This is a genomic window from Streptomyces scabiei 87.22 (assembly GCF_000091305.1).
GTDB lineage: Bacteria > Actinomycetota > Actinomycetes > Streptomycetales > Streptomycetaceae > Streptomyces > Streptomyces scabiei.
This window is the reverse complement of record NC_013929.1, coordinates 1,202,560-1,223,151: the sequence shown is the minus strand read 5'-3', so window position 1 is coordinate 1,223,151 and position 20,592 is coordinate 1,202,560. Positions and strand designations below refer to the sequence as shown.

Annotated in this window: 17 protein-coding genes; 12 read left to right on the top strand and 5 right to left on the bottom strand. The window is 71.2% G+C overall.

The window, feature by feature from the left end; translation table 11 throughout:
* Positions 1–66: 66 nt before the first annotated feature.
* The 4 genes from SCAB_RS05135 to SCAB_RS05120 all read left to right on the top strand — a co-directional run bounded on the left by SCAB_RS05135 (position 67) and on the right by SCAB_RS05120 (position 2,797).
* Entirely contained in the window at positions 67–1,431 is a 1,365-nt protein-coding gene (locus tag SCAB_RS05135) for a ferredoxin reductase family protein (RefSeq protein ID WP_012998984.1), read from the top strand.
* A gap of 11 nt (positions 1,432–1,442) precedes the next feature.
* A complete protein-coding gene (locus tag SCAB_RS05130) occupies positions 1,443–1,877 on the top strand; it encodes an FMN-binding protein (RefSeq protein ID WP_012998983.1) in 435 nt (144 codons plus the stop codon).
* Positions 1,870–2,223 carry a hypothetical protein gene (locus SCAB_RS05125; protein WP_041668904.1) on the top strand — a complete coding sequence of 118 codons (354 nt, stop codon included), beginning with the start codon at positions 1,870–1,872 and terminating at the stop codon, positions 2,221–2,223. The genes SCAB_RS05130 and SCAB_RS05125 overlap by 8 nt, the downstream gene beginning before the upstream one ends.
* 103 nt (positions 2,224–2,326) lie before the next feature.
* Entirely contained in the window at positions 2,327–2,797 is a 471-nt protein-coding gene (locus tag SCAB_RS05120) for a GNAT family N-acetyltransferase (RefSeq protein ID WP_012998981.1), read from the top strand.
* A 24-nt stretch (positions 2,798–2,821) separates the two neighbouring features.
* On the opposite strand, the gene SCAB_RS05115 is transcribed toward SCAB_RS05120, so the two are convergent.
* Positions 2,822–3,589 (bottom strand): transposase, encoded by a 768-nt coding sequence (locus tag SCAB_RS05115; protein ID WP_078580295.1) that lies wholly within the window; start codon positions 3,587–3,589, stop codon positions 2,822–2,824.
* A 365-nt stretch (positions 3,590–3,954) separates the two neighbouring features.
* Here SCAB_RS05115 and SCAB_RS05110 point away from each other — a divergent pair, with 365 nt between their 5' ends.
* On the top strand, positions 3,955–4,470 hold the full coding sequence (locus tag SCAB_RS05110; RefSeq protein ID WP_012998979.1) for a DUF2231 domain-containing protein: 516 nt from the start codon (positions 3,955–3,957) through the stop codon (positions 4,468–4,470).
* 116 nt (positions 4,471–4,586) lie between these two features.
* Here SCAB_RS05110 and narI read toward each other — a convergent pair whose 3' ends face one another.
* The 4 genes from narI to SCAB_RS05090 are packed head-to-tail and all read right to left on the bottom strand — an operon-like array spanning position 4,587 to position 11,440.
* The gene (narI, locus tag SCAB_RS05105; protein ID WP_012998978.1) at positions 4,587–5,432 is read right to left on the bottom strand and encodes a respiratory nitrate reductase subunit gamma; all 846 of its coding nucleotides are present in this window, start codon (positions 5,430–5,432) and stop codon (positions 4,587–4,589) included.
* Positions 5,429–6,214 carry a nitrate reductase molybdenum cofactor assembly chaperone gene (gene narJ / locus SCAB_RS05100; RefSeq protein WP_012998977.1) on the bottom strand — a complete coding sequence of 262 codons (786 nt, stop codon included), beginning with the start codon at positions 6,212–6,214 and terminating at the stop codon, positions 5,429–5,431. Before narJ ends, narI begins: the two co-directional genes overlap by 4 nt.
* Positions 6,211–7,740 carry a nitrate reductase subunit beta gene (gene narH / locus SCAB_RS05095; protein WP_012998976.1) on the bottom strand — a complete coding sequence of 510 codons (1,530 nt, stop codon included), beginning with the start codon at positions 7,738–7,740 and terminating at the stop codon, positions 6,211–6,213. Before narH ends, narJ begins: the two co-directional genes overlap by 4 nt.
* Position 7,741: 1 nt before the next feature.
* On the bottom strand, positions 7,742–11,440 hold the full coding sequence (locus tag SCAB_RS05090; protein WP_012998975.1) for a nitrate reductase subunit alpha: 3,699 nt from the start codon (positions 11,438–11,440) through the stop codon (positions 7,742–7,744).
* A gap of 326 nt (positions 11,441–11,766) precedes the next feature.
* On the opposite strand from SCAB_RS05090, the gene SCAB_RS05085 reads away from it, so the two are divergent.
* The 7 genes from SCAB_RS05085 (at position 11,767) to adhP (ending at position 19,964) form a co-directional block, all read left to right on the top strand.
* Positions 11,767–13,011, top strand: a complete 1,245-nt coding sequence (locus SCAB_RS05085) for an MFS transporter (protein WP_041668903.1) — start codon at positions 11,767–11,769, stop codon at positions 13,009–13,011.
* Between the two features lie 400 nt (positions 13,012–13,411).
* Positions 13,412–13,678, top strand: a complete 267-nt coding sequence (locus SCAB_RS05080; protein WP_148274178.1) for a hypothetical protein — start codon at positions 13,412–13,414, stop codon at positions 13,676–13,678.
* Positions 13,679–14,005: 327 nt separating this feature from the next.
* A complete protein-coding gene (gene pflB / locus SCAB_RS05075; protein WP_041668900.1) occupies positions 14,006–16,264 on the top strand; it encodes a formate C-acetyltransferase in 2,259 nt (752 codons plus the stop codon).
* 5 nt (positions 16,265–16,269) lie between these two features.
* The gene (gene pflA, locus SCAB_RS05070; protein ID WP_012998972.1) at positions 16,270–17,004 is read left to right on the top strand and encodes a pyruvate formate-lyase-activating protein; all 735 of its coding nucleotides are present in this window, start codon (positions 16,270–16,272) and stop codon (positions 17,002–17,004) included.
* A gap of 186 nt (positions 17,005–17,190) precedes the next feature.
* Positions 17,191–17,820: a DoxX family membrane protein gene (locus tag SCAB_RS05065; RefSeq protein ID WP_012998971.1), complete on the top strand. Its 630-nt coding sequence runs from the start codon at positions 17,191–17,193 to the stop codon at positions 17,818–17,820.
* Positions 17,821–18,010: 190 nt separating this feature from the next.
* Positions 18,011–18,916: a universal stress protein gene (locus tag SCAB_RS05060; protein ID WP_037726885.1), complete on the top strand. Its 906-nt coding sequence runs from the start codon at positions 18,011–18,013 to the stop codon at positions 18,914–18,916.
* A 25-nt stretch (positions 18,917–18,941) separates the two neighbouring features.
* A complete protein-coding gene (gene adhP, locus SCAB_RS05055; protein WP_012998969.1) occupies positions 18,942–19,964 on the top strand; it encodes an alcohol dehydrogenase AdhP in 1,023 nt (340 codons plus the stop codon).
* The last annotated feature ends 628 nt before the right edge of the window (positions 19,965–20,592 follow it).

The window sequence follows — 20,592 nt, the reverse complement described above, 5'->3', positions numbered from 1 at the left end:
GCAGAGGTTGGGCTGTGAGGCTGGCCGCCCATCGCCGGAGCGTGCGCCGTGTCCCTGAGGAGCCCGATGACCACCACGTCCACGACCACGACGTACGCGAGCCGCGGGATGCACCACCGGCGCCCACGCCGCAGCCCTGTCCTGTTCCTGGCTCCGCTGGGGATCGGGGCCGGCGCCGCAGGGGTGCTGGCTCTGTGGTGGAGCGACACGACCTCGGTGGTCGGCCCCGCGGACTGGCTCACCGGAGCGGGGCGTATCACCGGTCTCCTGGCCGGGTACGCCTGCGCGGTCCTGCTGGCGTTGATGGCCAGGGTGCCGCTCCTGGACCACACCATCGGCACCGACCGCCTCGCCCGCTGGCACGCCTGGGGCGGTCGCTGCACCGTGTCCCTCGCCCTGGCCCACACCCTGCTGATCATCTGGGGCTACTCGCTGACCTCGCACACGGGCATCGTCGGGCAGACATCCACTCTCGTCCTCCACTACCCCGACCTGCTCAAGGGCACGGCCGGTTTCCTGCTGCTGGTCGCCACGGGGATCCTCTCCGCCCGGGCCGCCCGGCGCAGGATGAGTTACGAGACGTGGCACTACCTGCACTTCGCGACCTATCTGGCCGTCTTCCTCACCTTCGGCCACCAGCTTTCCGACGGAGCCGACTTCGTCGGCAACCGCCTCGCGCAGGCCGCCTGGTACACGCTGTTCCTCGGCGTCGCGGCGCTGGTCGCCTGGTACCGCTTCGCCGTCCCCGTCCGGCGGGGACTGCGCCACCGTCTGCGAGTGACCGCGGTCCACCCCGAAGCACCCGGCGTGGTCTCCGTCCATCTCACGGGCCGGCACCTCGACGACCTCGGGGGCGAGCCGGGGCAGTTCCTGCGCTGGCGTTTCCTCACCCGCGGACTGTGGTGGACAGCGAACCCCTATTCCCTCTCCGCCCCCGCCCACCCCGGCCACCTGCGCATCACGGTGAAGACCGCCGGCGGGCACAGCGCAGCCCTGGCCAGCCTGAGGCCCGGAACCCGGGTGTGGGCCGAGGGACCCTACGGAGCGTTCACCGCGAACCGCCGTACCGCACCCAAGGTCCTGCTCCTGGCCGGCGGGGTCGGCATCACCCCTCTGCGTGCGCTCTTCGAGACGCTCCCGGGCCAGGTGACCCTCGTCTACCGTGCGCGCCGTGCCATCGACCTCGCCCTGCGCGGAGAACTCGACGCGATAGCCGCCCGCCGCCGGGCCACCGTGCACTACGTCGTCGACGAGCCGGCCGGATACTCCTCCCCCCTCACCGCCGGGGCCCTGAGCGCCCTGGTCCCCGACCTGCGCGCGCACGACGTCTACCTCTGCGGCCCTCCCGGCATGGCCAGGGCAGCGATCGAAGCCCTGCGCGCAGCCGGCGTCCCCGCCCGGCGCATCCACCACGAGTCCTTCGTCCTCTGAGGAGAACCGTCATGCGCCGAGCCGTCCTCGCCACCACGGGGATCAGCACCCTGGTCGTCGTTCTGCTCAGTCTCAAACCCCACCAGAACCCCACACTCGCCGGAGTGACTCCCCGTGCTCCCGCAGTGGCGCACACTCCCGCGGGTTCGTCGTCGGGCACGCCCACGGCAACGGGCACGTTCACCGGGGATCCCGTCGACACCCCGTACGGAACAGTGCAGGTCGCGGCCACCCTCGCCAGGGGAAGGATCACCTCGGTGAAGGTCCTCCAGGCCCCGGACCACAACGGCCGGGACCGGCAGATCGCCTCCTACGCCCTGCCCCGCCTCACCCGGGAAGCGCTCGGAGCGCAAAGCGCCCACATCGACGCCGTCTCCGGAGCCAGTTACACCAGCCAGGGGTACGTCCAGTCCCTCCAGAGCGCTCTGGACCGTGCCCATGCCTGACACCCCGGGGCTGCGCCACGTCGAGCACGTCATGGGCACGGTTTTCCCCTTCGACATACGCGACCAGCCGACGCCCGCCATCCGTACTGCCTCGGCCGAGGCGGTGACCGCGCCCCACTTTCTCCACGGCGCGGGTGCGCGCCACACGTGTGTCAACGGCGGTGGTGACCTGCAGCTCCGCGGCCAGGCGTGCGCGGACAGAGCGTGGCGCGTCGGTAGAGCCCTGACGCTGACCGACGCGTACGCCACCGCAGTGTTCGCCCAAGGGATCGCGGCACAGGGACGGTCGGAAAGGCTGGACCGTCATGAAGCGCCGGCGGTGCTGCCCGGCGGCCGGGAACGGTGAACCACGGAATTCAGCCGCCTAAAGGTTGTCCCGTAACTCTGAGCTGGGTCTAGGCTGAGCCAGCCATCTGGGTACCGATCTCGTGGAGGCTGAGACAGCGCCTATGGACATATCCCTGCGCGAGCTTGAGGACAGCGACCTGCCGATCTTCTGGCAGCAGTTGACGGATCCCGAGTTGCAGCAGATGGCAGCTGTGACCAGGAAGTATCACTACGACCGTGGCCACTTCGACCAGCACTGGGCGAAGGTGCGCTCGGACTCGTCCGTGATCTTGCGAACCGTTCTTGCTGACGGCGTTGTAGCAGGGCACGCCGCTGTTTTCGGACCGCCGCAGGAGCGTGAGGTCACGTATGTCATTGGGCGAGCTCATTGGGGACAGGGCATTGCGACCACGGCCCTTGCCGTACTGATCGATCTGGAGCCCGTCCGGCCGCTCCATGCCGACGCCGCCGCTGACAATGCCGGCTCCATCCGTGTGCTGGAGAAGTGCGGCTTCACCGTCACGGGAAAGAGCCGGTGCTTCGCCCGGGCTCGTGACGAGGAGATTGACCTGGTGCGCTTGACGCTGAGCTGAGCACGGCGCCGCTACTGAGACCCCTCAACCGGCCAATGCGAGGTTGTGCAGGCGGGCGATGCCGAGCATGGCCTGATGAACGCCGTTGTCCTTGAGTCGGCAGTCACGGAGGATCTTCCAGTTCTTCAGCCGGGAAAGCGCATGTTCCACCCGGGCTCGGGCCCGGCGATGGACGGTATTCTCCGCCTCCTGCTGCTGGGTGAGGTGCGTCTGGCCGGACCGTTTGCGGTGTGGGATGAGGAGCCCGGTTCCCTGGTAGCCGCCGTCGGCGATGGTTGGGGCGCCGCGACAGACTCTGTCGACACCGGACTCCGTGAATGCCCGGCAGTCGTTGCGGCTGCCGGGCAGCGGAAGGCCGATCGCCACGACCAGGCGGCTGTTGGCGTCGATGACGACCTGCAGGTTCGTCGAGTATCGGTAGTTCTTGCTGGATGCGGCGACGCTACGGTCGCGTGTGGGCACCAGGGTGCCGTCGACGATGTAGACGGTGTCCTTGCGCGGCCGACGGGCGGGCGAGATGGCTAACAGGGGCATGAGGTGATCAAGGATGCGATCAGCCGCAGACTTCGAGACCCCGAACAGCGGCGCTACCTGCCGCAACGTGAGGTTTGTCCGCCAGTACGTGGCCACCAGCAATACGCGGTCGGCCAGCGGCAGTCGCCAGGGCCGCCCTCGCTGAATATCACCACCACGACGCCGCACCAGAGCCACCAGCTTGGCGAACTGCACCTCGGTCAGCCCGGAGAACGGCTCGATCCACTTCGGATCATCCGCTGAGATCACCCCACCCATGTCCAGCCAACGCACCAACTGCCCCACCAGTTACGGGACAACCTTTAGGGCGTGTTGCGAAAGTCCCGCCTGCCTCGCGACGCCATGCACGCACTCTCGCCGCACCGGGCGAAAGCCCAAGTACATCCAGTACGAGGGCTTCCGCCCGGCACGCCGAGAGCACGCACCTGACGCCGCGAGGCCCGCCCTTCGGGCGAACGACGGGACTTTCGCAACACGCCCTAGGGGCGTGAGGTGCGACACGACGTCATTCCCGCCCGCCGACAACGGGCGCCTCCACTCGTGTTCGCGGTCGGCCACCTGGTCGGCTCGGGAGCCCGGCTCGTCCCCGTCCACGATCCACCACCATCCGAAGGGAGACCCTTGTGGGACTCGACCTGATCAACGGCATCCCCGCGCACGTCCTGTTCGTGCACATCGTCGTGATCCTGGTACCTCTGACCGCGCTCGCGCTCATCCTTTGTGCCGGCTTTCCCGCCGTCATGCGCCGGTTCGGCCTCGCCCTGCCGGCCCTCGCACTGGTGTCCCTGATCAGTGTGCCGGTGACGAGCCACGCCGGCGAGTGGCTGGAACGGCACGTGGACAGCGATCCCCTGGTCCGCCGGCACGCCGAACTCGGGGACGAACTGCTCCCGTGGGTCCTCGGGCTCTTCCTGGTCTCCTCGGCGGTGTGGTGGTTCCACCGCCGTGCCTCCCGCCACACCCCCGGGGCGGAGGGATCCGGCCGCCCAGTGGGCACGCCGCTGCGGATCACTGCCGCAGCGCTGTCCCTCGTCATCGGAGTCGGCGCCGGGGTGCAGGTCTACCGGATCGGTGACTCGGGCGCGAAAGCCGCCTGGCATGACGGTTACTCCGCCACCGCGCACCCGAGTCGCGACTGACCCGGCCGCCCCGCGCGGTCGGCCGACGCCGCGGCGCCGAATCCGTAGGGCGTCCGGGCCGCTCAGCCCGGGGTGACCATCGAGCTGGTGCGCCCGGCAGGAGGTGGAGTCGATGGTCACGCCCGCTCCTGACGTTCTGCCTGTCGGGCGAGCGCCCCGCCGGAGTCGCCGGCGGCCGCAACGGCCTGGACCGCTCGGCGAGCGCCGGGGGTGCGCCTGCGGCGGCCGGGGCGTGCAGAGGAGGCCGAGGCTCTGGCGCGCCCCCGGTAGACCAGGTACGGCCGGACGAGATAGCCGACCGGCGCGCTCCAGACGTGCACCAGCCGGGTGAACGGCCAGACGGCGAAGAGGAGGCACGCGGTGAGGGCGTGCAGTTGGAAGAGCACCGGTGCCCCGGCGATCGCCTCCGGCTGCGGCTGGAGGGTGAACAGGCCCCGGAACCACACGGAGACGGTCGAGCGGTAGTCGTATCCCGCGCCGAACACGTTGTGGGCGGTGGTCGCGGTGATGCCCAGCAGGACGGTGACGGACAGCAAGGGGAAGAGGAGTTTGTCACTGCGATCGGTGGTGAGGCGGATCCTGCGGGTGAGCAGGCGCCGCGCGCACAGCATGCCGAGTCCGGCGACCATGGCCACGCCCGCGGCCGAGCCCGCCCAGACGGCGGTGGTGTGATAGGCGTGTTCGGAGATCCCGGCGTTCTCCGTCCAGGACGCCGGTACCGCGAGGCCCACCACATGGCCCGCGATGACCATGAAGGCGCCCAGGTGGAACAGCGGGCTGCCCCGGCGCAGCCAGCGGTGTTCGAGGAGCTGACTGGTGTGGGTGGTCCAGCCGAACTGATCGTGCCGGTAGCGCCAGAGGTGGCCGACGGCGCACACGGCGAGGCAGATGTACGGGAGGGCCACCCACAGGAGGAGGTCGGCGCCGCTCGCCGCGGCGGAGGCGGTGTCCGGGGCGTTCATCGAGGGCCTTCCGGGGAGGAGAGGGGCGGTAGGAGCGTGGGCGGTGCCTGCTCGGGCGGAACGAAGGTGCCGGGCGGCGCGAACTCACCGGCCCCGTAGGCCCCGTACGGATCGAGGCCGACGTCCTCCTGCGGCGGTCCCTGCGCGACGAGGTCGGCGACTGCCTTCCGGTCGGCATCGGTGGGTGGTGGCAGGAGGGTGAGCAGGGCGGCCAGGACGTGTCGGTACGGGGAGCCGGCGTCGGTCAGCGCGTGGTGGATCAGCTCCAGCCCTCGACGGTGCTGTCGTAGCGGTGCCTCGCCCGTCCGGGGTCCGGCGAGAGCGGCGAACTCCAGCACCACGGGCAGGTGGTCGGGGAGTTCACCGGTGCCGGCGTCCCAGCCGGCCGCCCGGTACCGCTGGTTCAGAGTGAGCAGGGCCATGCCCCGGCGGCGGGTGTCACCGTGCAGGTAGTAGGTCAGGTACAAGCTGCTCTTGCGGCGCAGGTCGAACATCTCTACGTAGTGGCGTTGCGGCCCTTCCGGATCCTGGTCGGTGAACCAGGTGGTGAAAGCGGCCAGGTCCTCAGCGGCGGGAGAGCGTGGCAGGTCCGCGACGGCGTTCGTCAACTCGGGCCGCGCGTCCAACAGTTCGGGGTCCGGGTACTGGAGCAGCAGGGAGCACAGCCGTAGCAGCAGCGTGCGGGCCCCGGTCTCCGCACGGGTGAGACGGGACGGGCGGCGAACAGCGGCCCGGACGCGGGTGCGGACGATGGCGGGGATCGTCGTCGGCAGCGGGCTCACGGGCGGCCTCCGGTGGTGTGGTCACGGCGCAGGGTGGGGAGACCGAGCAGCACACGGCGGCCCGATCGCTCGTCGGCGGAGGGCTCGACCGGGCAGCGGTTCTCCATCGCGCTCAGCGCGGCGGCGTCCTCCTTGTGGGCGGCGGGGACGACGTACCGGTCGGCGTACTTGGCGACGGCGAGCAGCCGGTGCAGGTCCTCCGCCTCCCGAGCGGTGAGGCCGACGGCCTCGAGCACGGACTCGTCGCCCGTCCCGCCGAGTGCGCGTTCACGCATGTACGAGCGCAGCGCGGTGAGTTTCATCAGCACCCCGGCCACGACGTCCGCGTCCCCGGCGGTGAACAGCTCCGCCAGATACTCCAGCGGGATACGCAGCCGGGTGACGGCGGCGAAGACATGGTCGGGGTCGTCCTGGTCGCCGCCGGCCGCGTCGACGGCGTCGAGGACCGGGGAGAGCGGGGGGACGTACCAGACCATGGGCAGGGTGCGGTACTCCGGGTGCAGCGGCAGAGCCACCTTGTAGCGCGTCACCAGGTCGTACACGGGGGAGCGGCGTGCGGCGTCCAGCCAGTCGTCCGGGATGCCGGACTCCCGTGCCGCCGCGCGGACCGCGGGGTCGTGCGGGTCGAGGAACACGGCTCGCTGGGCTTCCAACAGATCCTTTTCGTCGGGGGTGGCGGCGGCCTCGCCGACCCGGTCCGCGTCGTAGAGGAGCAGACCGAGGTAGCGCAGCCGACCGACGCAGGTCTCGGAGCAGACGGTGGGTTGGCCGGCCTCCACGCGCGGGAAGCAGAAGGTGCACTTCTCGGCCTTGCCGGTGACGTGGTTGACGTACACCTTCTTGTACGGACAGGCCGTCACGCACATCCGCCAGCCCCGGCAGCGGTCCTGGTCGACGAGCACGATGCCGTCCTCGACCCGCTTGTACAGGGCGCCGGACGGACAGGCGGAGACGCAGGCGGGGTTGAGGCAGTGTTCGCAGAGGCGGGGCAGATGGAAGAGGAAGGTCTGCTCGAACTCGAACCTCACCTTCTCCGCCCACGCCCCGGTGAGGTTCGGGTCTGCGCCCGCGTGCTCCGGCGCGCCGCCGAGGCCGTCCTCCCAGTTGGCGCCCCAGGTGACGGCGGTGGGCTTGCCGGTGAGGACCGAGCGGGGGCGGGCGACCGGCAGGTCCGGGCCGGCCGGAGCGCTGACGAGGTTGTCGTAGTCGTAGGTGACGGGCTCGTAGTAGTCCTCGATGGAGGGCAGGTCGGGGTTGGAGAACAGGGACAGCAGCCGCCTGACGCGTCCGCCGGAGCGCAGGACCAGCCGTCCGCGCCGGTCGAGCATCCAGCCGCCCTTCCACTGCGCCTGGTCCTCGTAGCGGCGCGGGTAGCCGACGCCGGGCTTGGTCTCGACGTTGTTGAACCAGGCGTACTCGACGCCGGTGCGGTTGCTCCAGGTCTGCTTGCAGGTGACCGAGCAGGTGTGGCAGCCGATGCACTTGTCGAGGTTCATCACCATCGCGATCTGGGCCATGATCCTCATGTCAGTACTCCACGTCCTGTGAGCGGCGGCGGATGACGGTGACCTCGTCGCGCTGGTTCCCGGTCGGGCCGTAGTAGTTGAAGGCGTAGGTGAACTGCGCGTAGCCGCCCGCGAGATGGGTGGGCTTGACCAGGAGCCGGGTCAGGGAGTTGTGGATGCCGCCGCGCCTGCCGCTCACCTCGGTCTTCGGGACGTTCACCGTGCGGTCCTTGGCGTGGTACATGTACACCGTGCCCTCGGGCATACGGTGGGTGACCACGGCGCGGGCTGCGACGACGCCGTTGCGGTTGTACGCCTCGATCCACTCGTTGTCCTTCACGCCGATCTTCTCGGCGTCGGCGGTGGACATCCAGATCACCGGGCCGCCCCGGGACAGGGCGAGCATGTAGGCGTTGTCCTGGTACTCGGAGTGGATGGACCACTTGGAGTGCGGGGTGAGGTAGCGGACCGTCACCTCGGCCCGTTCGCCGCCCAGTTCCTCGTTTCCGTAGTGCCTCTGTGTGTTCAAGGGTGGCCGGTAGACGGGCAGTTGCTCGCCCAATTCCGCCATCCAGTCGTGCTGGACGAAGAAGTGCTGGCGGCCGGTGAGGGTGTGCCAGGGCTTCTTGTGCTCGACGTTGATGACGAACGGGGAGTACCGGCGACCGCCCGTCTCGCTGCCCGACCACTCGTACGAGGTCAGTACCGCGCGGGGCTGGGTGCGGGTGTCGGCGAAGGTGATGCGCTCGGCCTCGCGTTCGGCGGACAGTTCCACCAGGCCCTCGCTGCCGGTGCGTTCCCGGAGGCGCCGGAAGCCCTCGGTGGCCAGACGGCCGTTGGTGGTGCCGGACAGGGCGAGGATCGCCTCGCACATGTCGGCGGCGGTGGCCAGCGAGGGGCGGCCGGCGCCGGCTCCGGCCGTCGCGGTACCGTTGAGGCGCCCCAGTTCGGCCACCTCCCGGCCCGGGTGGACGGTCACCCCCTTCGTCGTGGTGCCCAGCGTGTCCAGCAGCGGGCCGACGGCACGCATCTTCTGGGCCACGGCGGTGTAGTCCCGCTCGATCGTGACCAGCTTCGGCATGGTCCGCCCCGGGACCGGTTCGCACTCGCCGGCCTTCCAGTCCCGGACGACGCCGCCGGGCTGCGCGAGTTCGTCCGGGGTGTCGTGCATGAGGGGTACGGCGAGGACGTCGGTGCGGGTGCCGAGATGGTCGGCGGCCAGTTCGCTGAACCGGTCGGCGATGGTCAGGAAGGCGTCGTAGTCGGTCCGGGCCTGCCAGGGCGGGGCGATGGCCGGGGTGAAGGCGTGCACGAAGGGGTGCATGTCGGTCGACGACAGGTCGTCCTTCTCGTACCAGGTGGCTGCCGGGAGGACCACGTCGGCGAGCAGCCCCGTGGAGGTCATCCTGAAGTCCATGGTGACCAGCAGGTCGAGCTTGCCTTCCGGGGCCTCCTCCCGCCACACCACGTCCCTGGGGCGCCCCTCGGGAGGCGTCTCCGCGGAGCGGACCGCGGCGTCCGTGCCCAGCAGATGGCGCAGGAAGTACTCGTTGCCCTTGCCGGAGGAACCGAGCAGGTTCGCCCGCCACACCGTCAGCACACGCGGGAAGTTGGCCGGGTCGTCGGGGTCCTCGGCGGCGAACTTCAACCGTCCGGACGTGAGTTCGTCGACGATGTGCTCAGAAGGTGTACGGCCTTGAGCCGCTGCCTCGTCCGTGAGGTCCAGCGGGTTGCGGTTGAATCCGGGATGCCCCGGCGTCCACCCCATGCGGATCGCCTGGGCCAGACAGTCGGCGGTCGCACGCCCCGCGAACCGGCCCTCGCCCAGCGGCGACGCCAACTCGTCCGGCCCGAAAGCCTCGTAGCGCCACTGGTCGGTGTTGAGGTACCAGTACGAGGTGCCGGCCATGTGCCGGGTGGGCCGCTGCCAGTCGAAGGCGAACGCCAGATGCTGCAGGCCGGTGAGGGGGCGGATCTTCTCCTGGCCGACGTAGTGCGCCCAGCCGCCGCCGTTGACGCCCTGGCAGCCGGTCATCGTGACCAGGGCGAGGAACGCCCGGTAGATCGTGTCGGAGTGGAACCAGTGGTTGGTGCCGGCACCGAGGGCGATCATCGAACGGCCGTTGGTCCGCTCGGCGTTGCGGGCGAACTCGCGGGCGATCCGGGCGGCCTGCTCGGCAGGGACGGAGGTGATGGTCTCCTGCCAGGCGGGCGTGTATGGCTGCGCGGCGTCCTCGTACGACGACGGCCAGCTGCCCGGCAGCCCCGGCCGCCGCACCCCGTACTGCGCCAGCATCAGGTCGAAGACCGTGGTGACCAGGCGTCCGCCGACCCGGCGCACCGGGACCCCGCGCACCATCGTCGAACCGCCCTCCGTCGGCCCCTCGTCGAAGCGGGGGAGCACGATCTCGACCGTGTCCTCGGCCCGGTCGAGCAGGCTCAGCTCGGGGACCACGTCGCCCAGGCCGAGATTCCAGCGGCCACGCCCGGCTTCCCCCCACCGGAAGCCGAGCGAGCCGCCGGGGACCACCGGATCGCCGGTGGCCCGGTCCACGAGAACCGTCTTGAACTCGGCGTGCTCCTCCTTGCCGCCGAGATCGGCGGCGGTCAGGAACCCGTCCGGGACCAGACCGTGCCCGTCGCGCTCACGCAGGGTCACCAGAAACGGGGCGTCCGTGTACGTCCTCAAGTAGTCGCGGAAGTAGGGCACTTCACGGTCCACCAGGAACTCGCGCAGGATGACGTGGCCCATGGCCATCGCCAGCGCGCCGTCCGTGCCCGGATGCGGGGCCAGCCACTCGTCGGCGTGCTTGACGTTGTCGGCGTAGTCCGGACTGACCGCGACGACCTTGGTGCCGTTGTAGCGGGTCTCGGTGAGGAAGTGCGCGTCCGGAGTGCGGGTGACGGGGATGTTCGAGCCCCACATGATCAGATACCCGGCGTTCCACCAGTCGGCCGCCTCCGGTACGTCGGTCTGGTCGCCGAAGACCTGCGGTGAGGCAATCGGCAGGTCCGCGTACCAGTCGTAGAACGACAGCAGGGTGCCGCCGATGAGCGACATGAAGCGTGCGCCGGCGGCGAAGGACGCCATGGACATCGCAGGGATGGGGGAGAACCCGGCGACGCGGTCGGGGCCGTAGGCCTTGACCGTGTGGACGTGGGCGGCGGCGATGAGCTCGCTCACCTCGTCCCAGTCGGCGCGCACGAGCCCGCCCTTGCCCCGGGCCCGTTTGTACGCACGTGCCTTGGCCGGGTCGCCGGTGATCTCGGCCCAGGCCGCCACCGGGTCACCGAGGCGGCGCCGGGACTCGCGCCACAGCTTCAGCAACTCCCCGCGCACGTAGGGGTACCGGACGCGGCTGGGCGAGTACGTGTACCAGGAGAACGAGGCTCCTCGGGGGCAGCCACGCGGCTCGTACTCGGGGCAGTCCGCGCCGATCGACGGGTAGTCGGTGGCCTGGTGCTCCCAGGTGATGATGCCGTCCTTGACATACACCATCCACGAGCAGGAACCGGTGCAGTTCACCCCGTGCGTCGAACGCACCACCTTGTCGTGGGCCCAGCGGTCCCGGTAGAAGTCCTCCCAGCGGGGGTCGGCTTCGCCGAACACGGCCCGGCCGTCGGCCGACACCTCGCGACGGGTGAGCAGCCTCCGGGCCGCGAGCGGCCATCCCCCGCCGTCTCGTGCCACCCGGCGCCCTGCGTTCTGCTCGTCGTCCATGCCCAGGACGCTAGGCGGGGCGGGCCCGGGCGCACCCGGGGTCGACGGTCCTCGGGGACAGGCCCGTCCGGCCCCATCACGGAAGCACGGACAGGGCCGAACGGCCCTGCCCCGGGCCGCACATCACCGGTCGTGCGCGATCAGCGGCGGTTCCCCCGGGCCTTCCGGCCCCCGACAGGGACGTCCGGCCCATGCCGACCGGGCGCGCACCTGAGGACAGTTGGCGCGGGTTGTCGCACCCCGACCGAGAAGCCGGACGACAAGTCCGTGCACATCACCGCGAACCCGAGATCCCGCACATGCGTGAAGGGGAAGGAACGGACACCATGGTCCAGTCTTCGACGACAGAGAACGGCAGACCGACGGGAGGTGCCGTACCCGGCCGGGCATGGCCGATGCTGGCCCTGGCCACCGTCGGCTTCGCCGTCAACTTCTGGGCCTGGGCCCTGCTGAGCCCTCTCGGCCCCCGGTTCAAGGACACCTTGGAACTCAGCTCCTTCCAGCAGTCCCTGCTCGTGGCCGTACCCGTCGTGGTCGGCTCCCTCGGGCGCATCCCGGTCGGTGCGCTGACCGACCGGTTCGGGGGACGAGTCATGTTCCCCCTCGTCTCGGCGTCCACCGTCCTCCCGGTGCTCTACCTGGGCCTGGCCGGTCACTCCTCGCTCACCGCGCTGCTCGTCGGCGGGTTCCTCCTCGGAGTCGGCGGCACCGCGTTCGCCGTCGGAGTGCCCTTCGTCGGTGCCTGGTTCCCGCCCGAACGGCGCGGACTGGCCATCGGGGTCTTCGGCATGGGCATGGGCGGCACCGCGATCAGCGCCCTGACCACGGTGAAGCTGGTCGACGCCCACGGCATGGCCAACCCGTTCCTGCTCACCGCGGCCGTCCTGGCGGCCTATGCCGTCGCCGCCGCCGTGTTCCTCCGCGACGCCCCCGGTCGCACGGTGCCCACCGAGCCGCTCTCCCGACGGCTCGCCGACACGCTGCGCCTCGGCGTCACCTGGCAGGCGTCCGCCCTGTACGCCGTGGCCTTCGGTGGCTACGTCGCCTTCTCCGTCTATCTGCCCACCTACCTCAAGACCGGTTACGGCCTCACCCAGGCCGACGCGGCGAACCGGATGGCCGGCTTCGTGCTCCTGGCGGTGGCGATGCGGCCGATCGGCGGCTGGCTGTCGGACCGCCTCGGACCGGTCCGGGTCCTGGCCGCGGCGCTCGGCGCGGTACTGACGGGAGCCGTCGTTCAGGCCCTCACCCCGGCCCTGGCACCCGTCGGCACCCTCGCCTTCCTGACGATGGCCGCCGCGCTGGGCGCGGGGAGCGGAGCGGTGTTCGCCCTGGTCGCGCTGCTGGCTCCCGCGAACAAGGTCGGCTCGGTCACGGGGGTCGTCGGCGCCGCGGGCGGCCTCGGCGGGTTCGTGCCACCGCTGGTGATGGGCTCGCTGTACGGCGCCTACGGCTCGTACGCACTCGGCCTCGTCCTGCTCGGCCTCGTCGCGGCGGCGGCCCTGGCCTTCACCGAGACCGGCGTCCGGCACGCCCTGACCCGCCGGACGGCCACGGCCCGCTCCCACTGACACCGACCGGCGGGCAACCGCTCGCGCCCCCGCCCCCGTCGGACACGGGCCGGGGGCAGCGGTGATCCGTACCGCCCCCTCCGTGCGGCGCGCGCCGGGGCTCGCGGCGTTTGCCGATCCCGCGGTCGGCCAGTCCCTCACCGGGTCAGCGCGTCACTGTCCCGTTCGCACGGTGACAGGCCCGTCGGCCTGTGGGTGGACGAGATGTGCCTCCCTGCGTTCCGCAGGAACCGCCATGGCCGGCCTGTGCCTGCCGCTCCCCGCCCGCCATGGGCCGTACGGTCCCTCACCCGGGCCGTTCGGCGGGGCGGACGAGCCTTCCGGCATCCTGCGGCGGCTCGGGCCCCGCGGTTCCATGAAGGCGGGGGGACGACCCGCCCGACCGAGGGGGATGAGCAGCGTGGGTACCTCACCGACTCCCGGCTTCCGGAGGCTGTTCGCCGTACTCCTGGGCGGGTCCGCGGCCCTCACGTTCGTGTTGAGCGCCGTCCTCGACGCGCTGTTCGTACGGCGGCTGCGGCGGCAGGCCCGAGAGCACGACGCTCGCGCGGACCGGACCGAGGACCACCCGTCCGACACATCCGAGGACCGCACACCGGACCACCCGCACACGGCCCCGGTGGACCGAGCCCCGCAACGGCCTCGGCGGACGGCCGCGCACGGGTGACAGCGAGTCCCCACCGTCCGGGAGCATGGCAGCCGGGCGGCACCGAGTGCGGCCCTCAGGGGCACGATTCCGGCCGCGGAGCTGTGGCAGGGGATGCCCGACAGCCCGTCGCCAACTGCGCGGGCGCGGGTTCCCCGACGGTCCACGGGCCCAGGACCGCGGGCACCGCCCGGTTGGTCGGCCGTGCGGGTACCGGGCCACCCGGCCCGGTGGAGCAGGGCCGTGCGGCCCGGCCCCGCGTGCCCTGTCGGCACTCCCTCCGACCGGCACGCAGCGGCGAGCATCCGAGGTGCAGGCAGGTGCGACGAACCGAGGAGAGGACCGGCGATGACCGCGACCACGACCGTGGGCAGCCGAACGAGCGACGCCTGGCGGGACTTCGCCGGGACGCACTGGCGCGAACAGATCGACGTACGAGACTTCATCCAGGCCAACTACACCCCGTACGAGGGCGACGCCGGCTTCCTCAGCGGCCCGACGGACCGCACCCGCGCCGTCTGGGCGAAGATCACCGCGCTGTTCCCCGAGGAGCGAGGCCGGGGCGTCCTCGATGTCGACACCGCGACCCCATCGACGATCACCTCGCACGCGCCCGGGTACATAGACCGCGACCGCGAACTGATCGTCGGCCTGCAGACGGACGCGCCGCTCAAGCGCGCGATCATGCCGAACGGCGGGCTGCGGATGGTGGAGAACGGGCTGCGCGCCTACGGCTACGAGCCCGACCCGTTCGTCACCCGGGTCTTCGGCACGTACCGCAAGACCCACAACGACGGTGTCTTCGACGCCTACACCCCCGAGATGCGCGCCGCCCGCAAGGCGGGCATCATCACCGGCCTGCCCGACGCGTACGGCCGGGGCCGGATCATCGGCGACTACCGGCGCGTGGCCCTGTACGGCACGGACCGGCTGACCGAGGCGAAGAGGGCCGAGCGCGCCCTGCTGGACGCCCGCCCCTCCACCGCCGACGTCATCCGTGACCGAGAGGAACTCGCCGAACAGACAAGGGCGTTGGGCGAATTGACCCGCATGGCCGCCACGTACGGCTGTGACGTCTCCCGCCCCGCCGAGACCGCCCACGAAGCCGTGCAGTGGCTCTACCTCGGCTACCTCGCCGCCGTCAAGGAACAGAACGGCGCCGCGATGTCGCTGGGACGCACCTCGACGTTCCTCGACGTCTACCTCCAGCGGGACCTGACGGCCGGGCTGCTCGACGAGACCCGCGCCCAGGAGCTGATCGACGACTTCGTCATCAAGCTGCGGATCGTGCGCTTCCTCCGCACCCCCGAGTACGACGCCCTCTTCTCCGGCGATCCGACATGGGTGACGGAGTCCATCGGGGGCATCGGGGCCGACGGACGCCCCCTGGTCACCCGCACCTCCTTCCGGTTCCTGCAGACGCTGTACAACCTGGGCCCCGCCCCCGAGCCGAACCTCACCGTGCTGTGGTCGCCGCGGCTGCCGGAGGGCTTCAAGCGGTTCTGCGCGCAGGTCTCCATCGACACCAGCGCCGTCCAGTACGAGTCCGACGAGCTGACGCGCCCCCGCACCGGGGACGACACGGCGATCGCCTGCTGTGTCTCCGCCATGGCCGTGGGCCGGCAGATGCAGTTCTTCGGTGCCCGGGTGAACCTCGCCAAGGCACTGCTGTACGCGGTCAACGGCGGCCGGGACGAGATGACCGCCGAGCAGATCGCCCCGGCCGCGCCCCCGCTCACCGGGGAGTACCTGGACTACGAGGAACTGTCGGCGGCGTACGACCGCGTCCTGGACTGGCTGGCCGCGACGTACGTCGACGCGCTGAACGTCATCCACTGCATGCACGACAAGTACGCCTACGAGCGCATCGAGATGGCGCTGCACGACCACCCCGTGCACCGTTTCATGGCCTGCGGTGTCGCCGGTCTGTCGGTTGCCGTCGACAGCCTGTCTGCCGTCAAGTACGCGCGGGTGAAGGTGTTCCGGGACGCCGGCGGCCTCGCCGTCGACTTCCGCACGGAGGGGGACTTCCCGGCCTACGGCAACAACGACGACCGCGCCGACGACATCGCCGTCAGCCTGGTCGAGTCGTTCATGGCGAAGGTGCGCGAGCATCCCACCTACCGGGGCGCCGAGCACACCCAGTCGGTCCTCACCATCACCTCCAACGTGGTCTACGGCAAGCACACCGGCAACACCCCCGACGGCCGCCGCGCCGGACAGCCCTTCGCGCCCGGCGCGAACCCCATGAACGGCCGTGACCGGCACGGGGTCGCCGCCTCGGCCCTGTCGGTCGCCAAGCTGCCGTACGAGCAGGCCCGCGACGGCATCTCACTGACGACGACCATCACACCGGAGGGACTGGGCCACCGTCCCGAGGAACGCGCGGGCCACCTCGTCGGCATTCTCGACGCCTACACCGCATCGGGCGGCTTCCACATGAACGTCAACGTCCTGGACCGCGCCACGCTCCAGGACGCGATGGAGCACCCGGAGAAGTACCCCGACCTGACCGTGCGCGTCTCCGGATACGCCGTCAACTTCGTCCGGCTGACCCGCGAGCAGCAACTCGACGTCGTCAGCCGCACCTTCCACGGATCGATGTGAGCCGGATGCCCTCGCCCCGGGGCCGGATCCACTCCTGGGACCTGTCCACGGGCGTGGACGGTCCCGGGACCCGGTTCGTCCTGTTCGTCGCCGGCTGTCCGCTGCGCTGCCTGTACTGCGCCAACCCCGACACCTGGCACATGCGCGACGGGAAGGAGACCACGGTCGACGAGGTCATGGCGGAGATCGAGAAGTACCGCCCCTTCCTCACCACAGCCGGCGGCGGAGTCACCCTCACGGGCGGCGAACCCCTCCTCCAGTCCGGTTTCACCGGCGAGATCCTGCGTCGCTCCAAGGAACTGGGGCTGCACACCGCCCTCGACACCTCGGGCTTCCTCGGCGTCCGCGCCACCGACGAACTCCTGGACGCCACCGACCTGGTGCTGCTGGACATCAAGTCCTTCGACGTCACCACCTACCGTCGGCTGACGGGCGGCGAACTGGGCCCCACCCTGAACTTCGCCACCCGCCTCGACCGGCTCGGCGTCGCGATGTGGATCAGATACGTCCTGGTGCCCGGCTGGACGGACGAACCGGAGTCCGTCGAGGGCCTCGCCCGCTTCGTGTCCGGGCTCGGCGCCGTCGACCGCGTGGACGTCCTGCCCTTCCACAAGCTCGGCGCCGCCAAGTACGAGGCCCTGGGGCTGCCGTTCCCGCTCCGCGACACCCCCTGCCCGGACGCCGACCTGATCGAACGGATCAGTGAACGGTTCAGGACGCACGGCGTGCGCGCCCACTGACCACGGCTGCGGCGCGGTCCGCGACCACTCGCACCGCCCGGTAGCGAGCCGTCGTCCAACAGGCCTTGCGGACAGGGACGTTCAGCCCCGGGGTCACGGACCTTCGGCATCCGGCGCGGCCCGGCGGACGCGACGAGAGTGAAGGCATCACACCACGTCCCCACCGCTTTCGAAGGGAAGCCCATCATGGCCGTGCACGAGCACCCTCACCGGAGGCCCGGCCTCCACCTGCCGTCCTTCCGCGGGAGCCGGGCCGCCTCGGCGGCAGAGCCCACCCTCGCGGCGGCGACCGGCACGCACGCGGTGGCGGCCTACGCCCTCGCGTCCCTGCGTCTGCTCACCGGGTTCGTCTTCCTGTGGGCGTTCCTCGACAAGACCTTCGGTCTCGGCTATGCCACCCCGTCCGGAAAGGGCTGGATCGACGGCGGCTCGCCGACGCGGGGCTTCCTCGGCTCCGTGGCCGTCGGGCCGATGGAGTCCACCTTCCACTCCTGGGCGGGAGACCCCTGGGCGGACTGGCTGTTCATGCTGGGGCTGCTCGGCATAGGGCTGGCCCTCACCACCGGAGTGGCGCTGCGGCTCGCGGCCGTCGCCGGCACCGTGATGATGGCGCTGATGTGGGTCGCCGAATGGCCGCCCGCTCGGCACCTGTCGGACGGCTCGCCGAGCATGTCGACGAATCCGTTCGCGGAGTACCACCTCGTCTACGCCGTCGTCCTGGTCGTGCTCGCCGCCACGGCCGCCGGCGACACCCTGGGCCTGGGCAGGTTCTGGGCCGGACTTCCGCCGGTGCGCCGCAGTCCCTGGCTGCGATGACCGTGGGAGAGGCGGCGGGCCCGACGGTGGGCCCGCCGCTCCACGAAGGCGCGGCGCAGGGCCGGTCGGCCCTCCCGAGGGACTTGCGGCCCCTGCCGGGGAACCGCCCCGGCGCACGAAGCTGCAATCGGGACCCCGAAGTCCTCGCGCGAACTCTCCGATCCGTATTCCGACCCCAAAGGTGGAGATCATGAACCGCACCGTCACCGTCGGCCTCGACGGCTCCCGTGAGAGCCGCTCGGCAGCCGAGTGGGCGGCCCGCGAGGCCCAGTTGCTCGGCGTCCCGCTGAAATTGGTCCACGTCTGGGAGCCCGTCCCGGTTCCGATGGCCCAGGCACCCCTGCTCGGCGCGGAGACCCAGCAGCACTGGACCGGGCGGATCCCCAGGGAGGCCGCCGAGGGCATCCGCCTGCGCCACCCGGCGCTGGAGGTCGTCTCCGAGCACGTCTCCGGCCGGCCCTACGAGGTGCTGGTCGATGCGGCCGAGGACGCCGCTCTGCTGGTCCTGGGCTCGCGCGGACTGAGCGGCATCGGCGGCTTCATGGTCGGCTCGGTCGGGCTGGCGGTCGTCGCCCACGCCGAACGGCCGGTCGTCCTGGTCCGCGCCGCCGAACCGGCTTCGGACAAGCATGAGACGGACCCGGCCGGCATCCCGTCCGCGGCGGCACCGTTCCGGCCCGTCGTCCTCGGCCTCGACATCGAGAACCCCGACGAGGAGCTGATCGAGTTCGCGTTCGCGGCAGCCGCCCGCCGGGACACATCCCTACGAGTCGTCCACGGGTGGAACCCGCCGCCCTACTACGCGTACGGCCTCTCCGTCGACCTCGAACTCCACGGTGCCCTCGCCCGCCGCGAGACCACGGCCCTCACCGAGGTCCTGCGCCCGTGGCGCGAGAAGCACCCCGACGTCGAGGTCACCGAGGAGTCGAACTACGGCACGCCCGGCCCCCACCTCGTCGACGCGTCCCGCGAGGCCTCCCTGGTCGTGGTGGGCCGCCGGATCCGCCGCAGTCCGTTCGGCGCCCACATCGGCCCGGTCGCCCACGCCGTCCTGCACCACAGCGCCGCGCCCGTCGCCGTCGTCCCGCACCACTGACGCCACATCCCGAGGAGTTGAACCCATGAAGGCAGCGGTCGTCCGTGCTTTCGGCGAGCCCTTGGTCATCGAGGAGCGCCCCGATCCGGAGCCCGGCCCCGGTCAGGTCAGAGTCCGGGTGGAGGCGTCCGGGCTGTGCCACACCGACATCCACGCCGCTCGCGGCGACTGGCCGGTCAAGCCGAACCCGCCGTTCGTCCCCGGCCACGAGGGCGTCGGCCTGGTCGAGAAGCTCGGTGACGGGGTCACCCACCTCCGTCTCGGCCAGCGGGTGGCCGTGCCCTGGCTGGGCCGGGCCTGCGGGCGGTGCGAGCACTGCCTGTCCGGCTGGGAGACGCTGTGCGAACAGCAGATCAACACCGGTTACGGCTGCGACGGCGGGTACGCCGAGAAGATGTTGGCCTGGGCCGATTTCGCCCAGCCGGTGCCGGACGGTGTCACCGCAATCGACGCGGCCCCGCTGACCTGCGCCGGCGTGACCACGTACAAGGCGCTCAAGGTCGCCGAGGTGAAGCCCGCGCAGCTGGTCGCGATCTCCGGGATCGGCGGCCTCGGACACCTCGCCGTGCAGTACGCCAAGATCGCCGGGGCGACCGTCGCCGCGATCGACGTGACCGACGAGAAGCTCGAACTGGCCGCCGAACTCGGCGCGGACCTCCTCGTCGACGCCCGCAAGCAGGACGTGGGCCAGGTGCTCAAACGGCACGGCGGTGCCCACGCGGCCATCGCCCTGGCGGTGAACGACGCGGCCTTCGCAGCCGTCAACACGGGCCTCAGACGCGGTGGCAAGCTCGTCATGGTCGCGCTGCCCGCGCACGGCAGCGTCCAGGTTCCGATCTTCGACACGGTCCTCAACGGCACGTCGGTGATCGGGTCGATCGTCGGCACCCGGCAGGATCTTGCCGAGGTCTTCCAGCTGCACGCGGCGGGCCGGACCCGGGTCGTCTGCGAGACGCGCCCGCTGGCCTCGGTCAACGACTGCATCGACGAGGTGCTGCGCGGACAGGTCAAGGCCCGGATCGTGTTCGACCTCGCCGCGGGACGGTGAGCGGGAGGACGAAGAACCTGCCGGTCGACGTCGGCGTGGACGGCTCGGGCCCGACCCTGCGGGGCGTGGGCCGGACCGCCGGCAAGGCCGCCCGGCGCGGAGCCCCGCTGCGGGCTTCACCCCGTCCTCGGCGCCGTGCGTACGCCTCCCGGCCGAACCGCACGATCCACCGGGCGGCCGTCGGCCGGCTGGACGATCGACGCAGCGCTGCCGACCTGCGGAGACGGTCGACCGGCACCGGACCTGACCCCGCCCCGGGGCGACTCACCGGGGGGCGGCCACGGCCCGTGCGGCCGGCCGTCGGCGAGGACGTCCGTCAGGGCGTCCAGGGCCGCGGAAAGGGCGGGAACCGCCCGGAGGTCGAGTTCGCCGTGCAGCGTCAGGAGCGTGCTGCCGTCGGCTGCCCGGGTCGTGCGGTACGCGGCAGACCTCGTGTGGTTGTCGTCCATGAAGTCGTGCAAGCCAAGCCCGTGCGAGCTGTGGAAGGGCCGTTGGGCCCCTTCCTGGTGGTTCTGGAGAGAGGCCCTGTGGCCCGCCCCGCGGCGGAACCCGTGACGCCTACCCGGCTCCACGGTCCGAACGGCCCTGGGGACAGGGGCCGTTCGGCCCGCTGATGGGTTCTCCCGGC